The organism is Vibrio genomosp. F10 str. ZF-129 (assembly GCF_000287055.2).
Classification (GTDB): Bacteria; Pseudomonadota; Gammaproteobacteria; order Enterobacterales; family Vibrionaceae; genus Vibrio.
This window is the reverse complement of record NZ_AJYQ02000101.1, coordinates 21,847-33,732: the sequence shown is the minus strand read 5'-3', so window position 1 is coordinate 33,732 and position 11,886 is coordinate 21,847. Positions and strand designations below refer to the sequence as shown.

At 44.7% G+C, this 11,886-nt stretch carries 16 protein-coding genes; 8 read left to right on the top strand and 8 right to left on the bottom strand.

Annotated elements, in window-relative coordinates; all coding sequences use genetic code 11:
• On the top strand, window positions 1–230 hold a 230-nt coding region (locus A1QO_RS20515), incomplete at its 5' end, for a hypothetical protein (protein ID WP_026027041.1).
• 157 nt (window positions 231–387) lie between these two features.
• Here the strand turns inward: A1QO_RS20515 and A1QO_RS12080 are convergent.
• The 8 genes from A1QO_RS12080 to mlaF form a co-directional block, all read right to left on the bottom strand.
• The gene (locus tag A1QO_RS12080) at window positions 388–1,128 is read right to left on the bottom strand and encodes a 1-acylglycerol-3-phosphate O-acyltransferase (protein WP_017041079.1); all 741 of its coding nucleotides are present in this window, start codon (window positions 1,126–1,128) and stop codon (window positions 388–390) included.
• Window positions 1,129–1,230: 102 nt separating this feature from the next.
• Window positions 1,231–2,496, bottom strand: a complete 1,266-nt coding sequence (gene murA, locus A1QO_RS12075; protein ID WP_017041078.1) for a UDP-N-acetylglucosamine 1-carboxyvinyltransferase — start codon at window positions 2,494–2,496, stop codon at window positions 1,231–1,233.
• Between the two features lie 9 nt (window positions 2,497–2,505).
• Window positions 2,506–2,760, bottom strand: a complete 255-nt coding sequence (gene ibaG, locus A1QO_RS12070; protein ID WP_017036126.1) for a BolA family iron metabolism protein IbaG — start codon at window positions 2,758–2,760, stop codon at window positions 2,506–2,508.
• Window positions 2,761–2,763: 3 nt separating this feature from the next.
• Window positions 2,764–3,081 carry an STAS domain-containing protein gene (locus A1QO_RS12065; protein WP_017036127.1) on the bottom strand — a complete coding sequence of 106 codons (318 nt, stop codon included), beginning with the start codon at window positions 3,079–3,081 and terminating at the stop codon, window positions 2,764–2,766.
• Window positions 3,081–3,764, bottom strand: a complete 684-nt coding sequence (locus A1QO_RS12060; protein WP_017037380.1) for an ABC transporter substrate-binding protein — start codon at window positions 3,762–3,764, stop codon at window positions 3,081–3,083. Before A1QO_RS12060 ends, A1QO_RS12065 begins: the two co-directional genes overlap by 1 nt.
• Window positions 3,765–3,768: 4 nt before the next feature.
• A complete protein-coding gene (gene mlaD, locus A1QO_RS12055; RefSeq protein ID WP_017039687.1) occupies window positions 3,769–4,260 on the bottom strand; it encodes an outer membrane lipid asymmetry maintenance protein MlaD in 492 nt (163 codons plus the stop codon).
• 2 nt (window positions 4,261–4,262) lie between these two features.
• Window positions 4,263–5,054 carry a lipid asymmetry maintenance ABC transporter permease subunit MlaE gene (gene mlaE, locus A1QO_RS12050; RefSeq protein WP_017036130.1) on the bottom strand — a complete coding sequence of 264 codons (792 nt, stop codon included), beginning with the start codon at window positions 5,052–5,054 and terminating at the stop codon, window positions 4,263–4,265.
• Window positions 5,051–5,848: a phospholipid ABC transporter ATP-binding protein MlaF gene (mlaF, locus tag A1QO_RS12045; RefSeq protein ID WP_017036131.1), complete on the bottom strand. Its 798-nt coding sequence runs from the start codon at window positions 5,846–5,848 to the stop codon at window positions 5,051–5,053. Before mlaF ends, mlaE begins: the two co-directional genes overlap by 4 nt.
• Before the next feature lie 241 nt (window positions 5,849–6,089).
• Between mlaF and A1QO_RS12040 the strand changes: the two genes are divergently transcribed.
• Genes A1QO_RS12040 through A1QO_RS12010 form a run of 7 tightly spaced genes read left to right on the top strand, consistent with a single transcriptional unit; the run spans window position 6,090 to window position 11,879 of the window.
• The gene (locus tag A1QO_RS12040) at window positions 6,090–7,055 is read left to right on the top strand and encodes a calcium/sodium antiporter (protein ID WP_017036132.1); all 966 of its coding nucleotides are present in this window, start codon (window positions 6,090–6,092) and stop codon (window positions 7,053–7,055) included.
• 20 nt (window positions 7,056–7,075) lie between these two features.
• Window positions 7,076–8,047, top strand: a complete 972-nt coding sequence (locus tag A1QO_RS12035; protein WP_017037381.1) for a KpsF/GutQ family sugar-phosphate isomerase — start codon at window positions 7,076–7,078, stop codon at window positions 8,045–8,047.
• Window positions 8,047–8,604, top strand: a complete 558-nt coding sequence (gene kdsC, locus A1QO_RS12030) for a 3-deoxy-manno-octulosonate-8-phosphatase KdsC (RefSeq protein ID WP_017041077.1) — start codon at window positions 8,047–8,049, stop codon at window positions 8,602–8,604. The genes A1QO_RS12035 and kdsC overlap by 1 nt, the downstream gene beginning before the upstream one ends.
• On the top strand, window positions 8,601–9,164 hold the full coding sequence (lptC, locus tag A1QO_RS12025) for an LPS export ABC transporter periplasmic protein LptC (RefSeq protein ID WP_017036135.1): 564 nt from the start codon (window positions 8,601–8,603) through the stop codon (window positions 9,162–9,164). The genes kdsC and lptC overlap by 4 nt, the downstream gene beginning before the upstream one ends.
• Window positions 9,145–9,639: a lipopolysaccharide transport periplasmic protein LptA gene (lptA, locus tag A1QO_RS12020; protein ID WP_017036136.1), complete on the top strand. Its 495-nt coding sequence runs from the start codon at window positions 9,145–9,147 to the stop codon at window positions 9,637–9,639. Before lptC ends, lptA begins: the two co-directional genes overlap by 20 nt.
• Before the next feature lie 2 nt (window positions 9,640–9,641).
• Window positions 9,642–10,367 (top strand): LPS export ABC transporter ATP-binding protein, encoded by a 726-nt coding sequence (gene lptB / locus A1QO_RS12015; protein ID WP_017036137.1) that lies wholly within the window; start codon window positions 9,642–9,644, stop codon window positions 10,365–10,367.
• A 51-nt stretch (window positions 10,368–10,418) separates the two neighbouring features.
• Window positions 10,419–11,879 (top strand): RNA polymerase factor sigma-54, encoded by a 1,461-nt coding sequence (locus A1QO_RS12010; protein ID WP_017036138.1) that lies wholly within the window; start codon window positions 10,419–10,421, stop codon window positions 11,877–11,879.
• The last annotated feature ends 7 nt before the right edge of the window (window positions 11,880–11,886 follow it).

Below are 11,886 nucleotides of genomic sequence, written 5' to 3'. Positions count from 1 at the left end.
TCGCTGGTTCAAGTCCAGCAAAGGGAGCCATATTTGAAGAAGCCTCATCTTATGATGAGGTTTTTTTTTGCTCACTTAAAACATCCCGATCTAAACCTAAAACATTCCTATCGATTTTATCGCTTTCCAAGGTCCACGAACCGAATACTGTGCAGGTATCATTTTACTCTAAAACAGCAGAGTTTACTTTCCCTCTCTATCAACAAGCCCCAGAAGGCCGTTCAATCTAAACTTGAAGATAGCTTTCGCTTATTTCATTCGATAATACTGTGTAGTCACGTAGAGAGCCCTAACATGGCTTCAGCTCAGCATTTACTGCAGACATAAAAAACCAGCACATAGGTGCTGGCTAATCAATGAACGTTGAATTTAGTGCGAGTGAATCGCTTACTCTTTTACTGCGCTCGATTGATTCAGTATTTCCACTTCTTTATCTAGCGCTTCAAGCTTTTCTTTCATCCGTTCACGACAGTCATTGGCAAGCTCTCGAACATTAGTTTTGCTGTAACCCTCTGCGCTGACAGGTGGCAACATTTCGACGATGACATGACCGTTATCCCATCGATTAAGCTTAACATTCTGTGTAGAGCTACATACGATAGGGACAAGAGGCACTCTCGCACCAATAGCCGCATGAAAAGCGCCCGTTTTAAATGGAAGCAACCCACGGCCTCGTGAGCGTGTGCCTTCTGGGAACATCCACACCGAAACGCCACTGGTCTTAATGCTACCCACCACCTGATCAATGGTACCTTTTGCTTTAGAGCTGTTAGCGCGATCAATCAGTATATTACCCGTTAACCAATACAGCTGACCAAATAGAGGCATCCAGGCCAAGCTTTTTTTACCAACAGTAACAACCTTAGGTGTGACTGCCGAAGAAATCGTAAACAAATCCCAGCTATTTTGGTGGTTGGCAATATAGACATGCTGCCCACGCTCATAAGCATCATCAGGTATGCGCAATTCAAGTTTAATGCCAAAAACCTTCGACATACGGCCGAAATAACGCCCAAATGTGAAGACGTGTTTCGGGTTACGCGGACTAAATAAACAGTAGCCACAACCAAATACAAACATGACGATCGCAAAAACAGCTAAAGCCAATATACGAAAGAGTGCAATCATTTTTGTTCTCCAGTAGAACCTTATAAAAAAGCCGAAACGCCAGTTCTAATCAGACAAATGCCCCATTAGACTTAGGTTTCGGCTCTAATTCTTACGCCAATATTAATTTGATTCTTTGAATCGCTCAATATTTGCGCCTAGCCCAGACAATTTATCTTCTATTTTGTCATAGCCACGATCGATGTGATAAATACGGTCAACGATGGTTTCACCCTGAGCAATACAGCCGGCAATAACGAGGCTTGCTGAAGCTCGAAGGTCGGTTGCCATCACTTGAGCGCCACTTAATGACTCGACATCACCACAGATTACGGTATTACCTTCAATCTCGGCTTTCGCCCCCATACGCATAAGTTCAGGGACATGCATAAAGCGGTTTTCAAAGATATTCTCAGTAATAATACCCCCGCCTTTTGCCATTAGGTTCAACAGCGTAAATTGAGCCTGCATATCGGTAGGGAATCCAGGGTGAGGCGCAGTACGAATGGTGACCGCTTTTAACTCTCGATCGGTCATATCAACACTGATCCAATCATCGCCCGTTTCCACCAGTGCGCCCGCTTCTTCTAACTTCGCTAATACCGCTTCTAATAAGTGTGCCTTGGTATTACGACAGACCACTTTACCGCCAGAAACCGCTGCTGCAACTAAGAATGTACCGGTTTCAATGCGATCGGCGACAACTGAGTGGCTTCCGCCACCAAGACGCTCAACACCTTCAATAGTGATGGTATCGGTACCTGCACCAGTAATTTTAGCACCCAGCTTATTTAGGAAATCAGCGGTATCGACAATCTCAGGTTCTCGTGCTGAGTTATCCAGTACGGTTGTACCCGTTGCCAGTGTTGCTGCGCACATGACCGTTATGGTTGCGCCAACGCTGACTTTATCCATCACGATATGAGCCCCTTTCAGGCGCCCATCGACCGATGCTTTAACATAGCCATCTTCAAGCGTAATGGTCGCGCCAAGCTGCTCCAATCCGTGAATATGCAGATCCACAGGACGAGCACCAATCGCACAGCCACCAGGAAGGGACACTTGACCATAACCAAATCGAGCGACAAGTGGCCCTAACGCCCAAATTGAAGCACGCATGGTTTTCACTAAATCGTAAGGGGCGCAATATTCATCAATCTTACTCGGGTCAACATGCACTGAACCATTACGTGATACCTTTGCGCCTAAACGTTTTAGCAGCTCCATGGTCGTATCAATATCACGCAAGCGAGGGACATTGCTAACTTCAACGGGCTCTTCCGCCAGGATAGATGCAAATAGAATTGGAAGTGCTGCATTTTTAGCACCAGAGATCGTCACTTCACCGCATAGCGGTTTGTCCGATCCAATGACTCGAAACTTTTCCATTAAATAACCTTACAACGACATCAGTTTTTTATCGCGCGCCCATTCATCAGGCGTGAACGCTTTTATTGATACTGCATGGATGTCGTTTCTTTGAATGAATTCCATCAGAGGTGCATAAATCAATTGTTGTTTTTTAACGCGACTCATCCCATCAAAACAAGCATCAACAGCAACGACTTCGTAATGGCTTCCTTCGCCTTTTACGTGCACTTCTTGAAGGCTCAAAGCCTGCTCTAATATCTGTTGTACTTTTGCGTTATCCACAATTCACCTCTGCTTAATGTTTATGTGGTCCGTTAAGACTGATTCTATATGGCTTAACTTGAACAAAGTGCTCAGCTGTTCTGGCACGAAGCTGAGCATTATATGACAGTTTTGTTTTTTTGCATGCTCTATTAAGTGAATTAACATCACCATTCCCGCAGAATCGATTCTTTCGACGTTTTTCAGCGAAAGTTGCACCTCTTTTTCGCTCGTTTTCCAACGTTGAGCATAACCCCAAAGTGACGGAACCGTGTCTCTATCAATAATGCCAAGTAAACTCACACTATCAAAACTTGATTGTTGCCATTGAGGGTGACTCATCACTGAACTCTCTCGAATTGAATAGGTTGAGCTGCCAGCGATTCTAACTCTTTAGCCACCGCTAGAATGCCTTCCTGGCGAATTTTACCACTCCATTCAGACTGCTTACTAGAGAGCAAACTGATCCCTTCCGCAATAATATCAAACGCTAACCACTCGCCTGTTTTCTTGTCTTTACGTAACTTAAACTCAAGATGAATATTTGGCCTTGGCGGATCGAGAATATCGACTTTGATGGATGTTATTCGTTTATTCTCTTCAAGATAGGGCTCTGGTCCTAACTCTATCGTCTGATCGGTATATTGGGTTAATACTTGTGCATAAGAGGTCACCATATACTGACGAAACGCCTGCATGAATACACCAACATCGCTGCGATTCGCACCTTTCACATTTTGTCCAAGTAACTTCAACGCAGCATATCGGTCGTTAACATAAGGCATTAACTCTTCTTCAACGATCACCTTGAGATGCTCTGGGTTTTTCTGAACAATGTCTTGTTCTAATTTAAGTCGCTCAAAGGCCTGTTCAGACACTCGCTTCATCATTTGATACGGCTGGGTCTTATCCAGTACCTCAGCCTGCACTGAGGAAGAGACTAAAAGACTGCCTATAAGCCCCCACACAATAGTTAAAATGGATGCTTTCAAAGAATGAATCCGTCTTAATTGAGACTGTAACATCGCACTACTCCCCCGATTCATTTTCGTCAGAGCCACCGAGACTGTAGAGTACTTGACCTATCAAATTCTCAAGTACCAATGCAGATTTGGTGTCTTCGACGTAATCCCCGTCGGCTAACATTTCTTCGTCATCAAAAACAAAGCCAGGCACGAGGCTGATGTATTGCTCACCGATAAGGCCAGAGGTCAATATTTGTAAGCTTGAGGTTTCCGAAAACTGCTGATAATCACTGTTAATATCCATGGACACGACTGGCAATAAGCTGTTTGGGTTTAAACCAATGCTGGTGACTCGTCCAATCACAACACCACCAACCTTGACTGGAGATCTGACCTTTAGGCTGCCGATATTGTCAAACTCTGCATTTAGAGAGTAAGTATCGTTTGAACCCAGACCTTTAACGTCAGCAACTTGAAAGATCATTATCAAGATGGCGCAAATTCCGACCAATACAAAACTGCCAACCCAGAATTCCATTTTTTTATTTTGTTGCATGATTAATTCCCAAACATCAATGCGGTCAGTATAAAGTCTAGCCCTAATACGGCTAGAGACGAATGCACAACAGTGCGTGTCGTGGCTTGGCTAATTCCTTCTGAGGTAGGAACTGAATCATAGCCATTAAACAAAGCAATCCACGTAATAGTAAAAGCAAACACCATACATTTGATGACGCTGTTACCGATATCTTTACCCAGTTCAACAGACGATTGCATTGCCGACCAAAAGCTTCCGTGATCGATGCCCTTCCAGTCTACCCCAACAATCTGCCCCCCCCAGATCCCCACGGCAATAAAAATCATTGCCAGAAGCGGCATAGAGATGATCCCAGCCCAAAACCTTGGAGCAATAATACGCTTTAAAGGATCAACCGCCATCATTTCAAGGCTTGAGAGCTGCTCAGTCGCTTTCATTAAACCTATTTCTGCGGTTAATGCCGAGCCCGCTCGTCCGGCAAACAACAAAGCCGTCACCACAGGACCAAGTTCACGCAATAACGATAATGCCACCATTTGCCCCAAGCTGCCCTCGGCGCCGTAATCCACCAAGACAACATAACCTTGCAAGCTCAAGACCATACCAATGAACAGCCCTGACACGATAATGATTGCTAAAGACTGAACGCCGACACTGTGGAGTTGCTTAACCAATAATGGGAAATTTTTAATCGGTTGAGGGCGAGTGACAAGCGCACCGAAGAGCATAAAGCTTGCACGACCAAACGCCTCACACACAGAAATAGCACGCCGACCCGTAGCGTTGATAAACGTCTTCAACGTCGTCATCATTGGAATAGCTCCTGTTCAAGATCACCCGCAGGATAGCGAAATGGCACCGGGCCATCTGCGATTCCTTGTAGGAACTGAACCACTTTAGGGTCAGGGTTTGTTTCTAATTCTTGTGGCGAGCCTTGAGCGATCACTTTCCCATCCGCAAGCAAATACACCCAATCAGCAATACTCATCACTTCAGGGACATCGTGAGACACCACAACAGCGGTCACACCTAAGGCTTGGTTCAGGTTTCGGATTAATTCAACCAGAACGCCCATGGTAATAGGGTCTTGGCCAACAAAAGGTTCGTCATACATAATTAGATCGGGGTCCAGAGCAATGGCCCGCGCCAAAGCAGCACGTCTTGCCATTCCGCCAGAAAGCTCACTCGGCATCAATTGAGCCGCACCACGCAGGCCCACCGCCTCAAGTTTAAGCAGTACTAAGGTTCGAATTAACGCTTCATCTAAATCGGTATGCTCTCGCAAAGGAAAGGCGACATTATCAAACACACTGAGATCAGTGAACAGAGCGCCGGATTGAAACAACATGCTCATCTTTTTTCGCGCTTGATAAAGCTGGCTGCGATTTAATTGAGGAATGTTCTCGCCATCAAACCAGATTTCACCAGAATCAGGAGCCAATTGACCACCAATCAAACGCAATAAGGTTGTTTTTCCAATGCCCGATGGCCCCATAATTGCGGTAATTTTTCCTGTAGGGACAGATAAGCTTATATCATCAAAAATCACTCGGCCTGAGCGAGAGAAATTCAATTGATTGATAGTAATTAAATCGTTTGAAGACATAGGCACTCTATAACATCCATCAATGTGCATCCTTTAGATGATGAATCATAAGCATATTGCTTATGAAATTAAAGTAATTGGCATCGAAATCAGTATTGAATCGAAATTCACCAAACTTATTGTAGTAATAAGAAGATAATACACACTGACTGCGAATTAATTTCATCTAAATCTTCCCTTTTACGAATCAAACCGTCAAAATTAACGGTTAATTCACTTCTTTATATTTTTAGGAATCATCATGCTGGAAGCGGTAGCATTTCTCATTGTCGGACTGATATTTTTAGTATGGAGTGCGGACAAACTGGTTTTTGGCGCCGCTGCACTGGCACGAAATGTCGGTATCTCCCCTCTCGTTATTGGTATGACTATATTAGCGATGGGATCGTCTGCGCCAGAAATGATGGTGTCAGCCACAGCGGCTTTAGACGGAAAGACTGATACCGCCGTCGGAAACGTTCTCGGGTCCAACATTGCTAACATCGCGTTGATCCTCGGTATTACCGCATTAATTAAACCGCTCTCTATTAGCTCCGCAGTATTAAGACGCGAACTTCCCCTGATGATAGGGGTGACTCTGGTTGCTGGGGCTATTTTATGGAACAACCACTTAGGCCGAGCCGAAGGCGTGTTGCTTTTTGTGCTCTTTGCTTTTTTCATCTTAGCGATGCTACGCATCAGTCGCAACGAAAAGAAAAATGGTGACGTACTGATTGATGAGCAAGAGTCGGAAGTCCCAGAAGGCGTCAGTAACGTCAAGGCCGGAATATGGGTCGTGGTGGGACTGATTATCCTTCCTGTTGCAGCAAGCGTGTTGGTTTCAAACGCCGTCATTATCGCTAAATTCTTTGGTATGAGTGACCTGGTCATCGGCCTGACCATCATTGCTGTCGGTACGAGTTTACCTGAACTTGCTGCCTCGTTAGCCGGTGTCTTAAAAGGCGAAGATGATATGGCCGTTGGCAACATTATCGGCTCAAATGTCTTCAACATCCTCGCAGTCATGGGGATTCCCGGTATTTTAAACCCATCAATCATCAATGAGCATGCGATGGGAAGGGACTTTTGGGTCATGCTTGGTGTCTCTTTACTACTGGTGCTAATGGCATTAGGTAAATCACGCAGCATTAACCGTATTGAGGGTGGCATATTATTCACCATTTTCATTGCATACCAAGCTTTCCTTGTCATTAATATGACTGCGTAACGCAGAATTGGAGTCGCCCAATGTCACCAACTTTTGACTATCATCGTGTTGCTAAACAAGTCCTGACGACAGAAATTCAAGCGCTAGAACAACTCGAGCAATATTTTAATCAAGACTTCAACGGCGCTTGTGAACGAATATTAAGTAACAAAGGCAAAGTCGCCGTAATGGGTATGGGTAAATCAGGCCATATTGGTAATAAAATCGCCGCCTCACTGGCGAGTACCGGCACCTCAGCCTTCTTTGTTCACCCAGGCGAAGCCGCCCATGGTGATTTAGGCATGATTGAAGCGGGTGATATTGTGCTTGCCATTTCAAACTCGGGCGAGTCTTCTGAAATACTGTCACTATTTCCCGTTTTAAAGCGTCGTAATATTTGCATTATCAGCATGACCGGCAAACCAAGCTCTAACATGGCAACGCTGGCGGACTACCATCTACAAATCACCGTACCAAAAGAAGCGTGCCCACTGGAACTTGCTCCAACCTCTAGCACAACCGCTACATTGGTGATGGGTGATGCATTAGCCGTCGCTCTAATGGAAGCACGTGGTTTTACCGCCGAAGATTTTGCTCTGTCTCACCCTGGCGGTGCGCTAGGCCGTAAATTACTGCTCAAACTCTCAGACATCATGCATTCAGGTAATGCTCTACCGGCAGTAAAAGCAGAAACATTAATACGTGATGCATTGTTAGAAATCAGCCAAAAAGGTTTGGGAATGACTGCTGTTACTGACGATAAACAGCAACTGGTGGGAATATTTACCGATGGTGATTTAAGGCGTATTCTAGATAAGCGTATTGATATTCACAGCTCGACGATTGGCGAGGTGATGACCAAAAATCCAACCGTGGCTCATCCTGATATGCTGGCCGCTGAAGGGCTTAACCTGATGCAAGATAAGAGCATTAACGGCTTAATGCTTTGCCATGATGGTCAACTGGTTGGCGCATTGAATATGCACGACTTACTAAAAGCGGGAGTAATGTAATGACTACCTTGGTAGAAACACTGTATGGCGACGTCGACGCTGAGATTATCGCCTTAGCAAAAGAGATCAAGCTTCTCATTTGTGACGTTGATGGTGTCTTTTCTGATGGTCGTATCTACATGGGTAACAATGGCGAAGAACTCAAAACGTTTCATACTCGTGATGGCTATGGGGTTAAATCTCTGATGAACGCAGGGATAGAAGTCGCCATCATTACAGGTCGTCAGTCTCAGATTGTAGAAAATCGCATGAAAGCGCTGGGGATTTCACTGATCTATCAAGGCCAAGACGATAAAGTCAAAGCGTATCAAGATATTTGTAACAAACTCAATATTGCCCCACAGCAAACAGGCTATATCGGCGATGACTTAATTGATTGGCCGGTTATGGAAAAAGTCGGATTGAAAGTATGCGTAGCTGATGGACATCCATTACTGGCAAGACGAGCAAACTATGTTACGTCGATTAAAGGCGGACATGGCGCGGTACGTGAAGTATGCGACCTGATTCTTCAAGCACGTGATGAACTCGATAGCCACAAAGGACTCAGTATATGAGTCTGGCCCGCATTGCTTATATCTTGCTATTTTTTGTTGCGACGTGGTCTGGCTATTATCTGTATGACAAAGAGCAAGAATTTGATATTCAAGTCGCCCCCAATCAAGAGCTACCGATGTTTACCGGTCGTAATATTGAAAATACCTCTTACACAGACGAAGGCCTTCGTAGCTATATCATTACCTCGGTATATTTAGAGAACTTCGCTGAAAATGGGGATACTTGGTTTGATCTACCGGTACTTAAAGTGTACAAAGATGGGACTATTCAGGAGTGGGAGATCACCGCAGATAGAGCGAAACTCGACAGCGATCAGATACTCACACTTTATGACAACGTGATTGCGAATAACATGCTCGATGAATCCGGCTTCGATACCATGACCACATCAGAGCTCAGCATCAAATTAACCAATCGTGATTTTTGGGCAGACAATCAAGTGAATCTTGTTGGCCCACAATTTGAAACGGAAGGACAAGCGATGAAAGGCAATTTTGCTGACAATAACGCTGTTCTTTATAACTATGTTCAAGGTAGATATGAAACTCTCGCACCTTAGCCTGATAGCTTGTTTGGTCGCATCAGGTAGCGCTCTGGCGCTCTCGACAGATAAAGACCAACCCGTTTACATTGATTCAGATAGCCAAAATCTTGATATGCAAAGTAATCGAGTCACCTTTTTAGGTGATGTAAAACTTAGACAAGGCAGCATTAATATTAATGCGGATAAAGTCATCGTTTTGCGTAACCCTACCGATGGCACGATTGAAGAAATCGAAGGTTACGGCGATCTCGCGACTTTTTCACAGCTGACCGATGATGGCAAAACACTTTACGGTGAAGCTGAAGAGCTATACTACAAACTCGTCGATGACCGCTTAACAATGATAGAACGAGCGATGCTTTCCCAAGATGGCAGTATCATCCGAGGTACCAAGATTCGCTACCAAATCACCGAACAAAAACTAATGGCTGACGGCAAAGAAGGTGATCGTGTATCAACCGTTCTTCAACCTCAAACCGTCCAAGAGTAATTATGTCGATATTAAAAGCGGAAAACTTAGCCAAAAGCTATAAAAATCGTCGAGTGGTTTCTGACGTAAGTCTTCAAGTTGAATCCGGACAGATCGTTGGTCTGCTTGGCCCTAATGGTGCCGGAAAAACCACATCGTTTTACATGATCGTCGGCTTAGTCGCACGAGATGAAGGCAAAATCAGCATTGATGGCAAAGACATTAGTATTTTGCCAATGCACAGTCGCTCTAGAATGGGTATCGGCTACTTGCCACAAGAAGCCTCTATTTTTCGTAAGTTATCAGTAGAAGATAATATCATGGCGGTTCTTCAGACTCGCGAAGAGATCACCCATGAAGAGCGCCAGGACAAACTGGAAGACTTACTGGAAGAGTTTCACATACAGCATATTCGTAAGAGCGCAGGTATGGCTCTGTCTGGTGGTGAAAGACGTCGAGTAGAAATTGCTCGAGCATTGGCGGCTAATCCTCAGTTCATTTTACTTGATGAACCCTTTGCTGGTGTTGACCCTATCTCCGTCATCGATATAAAGAAGATCATTGAACACCTACGAGATCGTGGATTAGGCGTGCTGATCACCGATCACAATGTTCGCGAAACCCTTGATGTTTGTGAAAAAGCTTACATCGTGAGCCAAGGACACCTCATCGCAGAGGGAACTCCGGCGGACGTTCTCAATAATGAACAAGTAAAACAAGTTTATCTCGGTGAACAATTCCGTCTATGATTAAATAGAGAGCGAAGTGGATTATAAAAATAACAAGGTAAACGATACTGAATGAAACCCTCATTACAGCTCAAGCTAGGTCAACAGTTAGCCATGACACCACAATTACAGCAAGCGATTCGCTTGTTGCAATTGTCGACTCTCGATCTTCAACAGGAAATTCAGGAAGCGCTTGATTCCAACCCGTTACTCGACGTGGAAGAATCTAACGATGAACCGAGCGTTAATGAGGAGAAGAACACCCAGGCAGAACAAGCGCCCACCGTCGAAGTCACAGAACCGGATCAAAAAGACAGCTCTGAGCTGATTGAAAAGTCAGAGATCAGTAATGAACTTGAAATCGACACCACATGGGAAGATGTTTACTCAGCAAATACGGGCAGTACTGGTATTGCATTTGATGATGATGCCCCCGTCTACCAGGGTGAAACCACTCAATCACTTCAAGACTACCTGTTATGGCAGCTCGATTTAACGCCATTCAGCGATACCGATAGAACCATCGCTTTGGCGATCATTGATGCGATTGATGATTACGGTTACCTTACGATTTCAACCCAAGATATTTTAGAAAGCTTTGATAACGAAGATATCGAGTTAGATGAAATTGAAGCGGTTCGAAAACGCATTCAGCAATTTGACCCCTTGGGTGCAGGCTCCGTCAACCTACAAGACTGCTTATTGCTGCAATTGGCGACCTTCCCAAAAGAAACCCCCTGGTTAGAAGAAGCCAAACTGGTCCTCAATGACCATATCGATCAGTTGGGCAATCGTGATTATAAGCTGATCATCAAAGCCACCAAGCTGAAAGAAGACGACTTACGTAGCGCCTTATCTCTTATTCAACAGCTTGACCCTCGGCCAGGCAGTCGAATTACGCCAGACCACGCTGAATATGTCATTCCAGATGTCTCTGTTTTTAAGGATCACGGTAAGTGGGTTGTTACCATTAACCCAGATAGCGTGCCAAAGCTTAAAGTAAACCAGCAATACGCCAGCCTTGGAAAAGGTAATAGCCCCGATAGCCAATACATCAGAAGCAATCTTCAAGAAGCAAAATGGTTAATCAAAAGCTTAGAGAGCCGAAACGAGACGCTGCTCAAAGTTGCTAAATGCATAGTTGAACATCAGCGCGATTTCTTTGAGTATGGGGAAGAGGCGATGAAACCTATGGTACTCAACGATGTGGCATTGTCGGTTGAAATGCATGAGTCCACCATCTCCAGAGTTACAACACAGAAATTTATGCATACCCCAAGGGGTATCTTCGAGTTGAAATATTTCTTCTCTAGCCATGTCAGTACAGACAATGGAGGGGAATGCTCCTCAACTGCAATACGTGCGCTTATCAAAAAGCTGGTTGCCGCAGAAAATACAGCCAAGCCACTTAGCGATAGTAAAATTGCAGCCCTACTGGCCGAACAAGGGATTCAGGTCGCTAGAAGGACGATAGCGAAGTATCGTGAATCTTTGGGGATTGCCCCGTCGAGTCAGCGCAAACGCCTGTTATAAGGCAACA

Excerpts from the sequence above, each read along its gene's own strand:
- A1QO_RS12080 (WP_017041079.1), bottom strand. The coding sequence starts at position 1,128 with ATGATTGCACTCTTTCGTATATTGGCTTTAGCTGTTTTTGCGATCGTC.
- murA (WP_017041078.1), bottom strand. The coding sequence starts at position 2,496 with ATGGAAAAGTTTCGAGTCATTGGATCGGACAAACCGCTATGCGGTGAA.
- A1QO_RS12065 (WP_017036127.1), bottom strand. The coding sequence starts at position 3,081 with ATGAGTCACCCTCAATGGCAACAATCAAGTTTTGATAGTGTGAGTTTA.
- A1QO_RS12060 (WP_017037380.1), bottom strand. The coding sequence starts at position 3,764 with ATGTTACAGTCTCAATTAAGACGGATTCATTCTTTGAAAGCATCCATT.
- mlaD (WP_017039687.1), bottom strand. The coding sequence starts at position 4,260 with ATGCAACAAAATAAAAAAATGGAATTCTGGGTTGGCAGTTTTGTATTG.
- mlaE (WP_017036130.1), bottom strand. The coding sequence starts at position 5,054 with ATGATGACGACGTTGAAGACGTTTATCAACGCTACGGGTCGGCGTGCT.
- mlaF (WP_017036131.1), bottom strand. The coding sequence starts at position 5,848 with ATGTCTTCAAACGATTTAATTACTATCAATCAATTGAATTTCTCTCGC.
- A1QO_RS12040 (WP_017036132.1), top strand. The coding sequence starts at position 6,090 with ATGCTGGAAGCGGTAGCATTTCTCATTGTCGGACTGATATTTTTAGTA.
- A1QO_RS12035 (WP_017037381.1), top strand. The coding sequence starts at position 7,076 with ATGTCACCAACTTTTGACTATCATCGTGTTGCTAAACAAGTCCTGACG.
- kdsC (WP_017041077.1), top strand. The coding sequence starts at position 8,047 with ATGACTACCTTGGTAGAAACACTGTATGGCGACGTCGACGCTGAGATT.
- lptC (WP_017036135.1), top strand. The coding sequence starts at position 8,601 with ATGAGTCTGGCCCGCATTGCTTATATCTTGCTATTTTTTGTTGCGACG.
- lptA (WP_017036136.1), top strand. The coding sequence starts at position 9,145 with ATGAAACTCTCGCACCTTAGCCTGATAGCTTGTTTGGTCGCATCAGGT.
- lptB (WP_017036137.1), top strand. The coding sequence starts at position 9,642 with ATGTCGATATTAAAAGCGGAAAACTTAGCCAAAAGCTATAAAAATCGT.
- A1QO_RS12010 (WP_017036138.1), top strand. The coding sequence starts at position 10,419 with ATGAAACCCTCATTACAGCTCAAGCTAGGTCAACAGTTAGCCATGACA.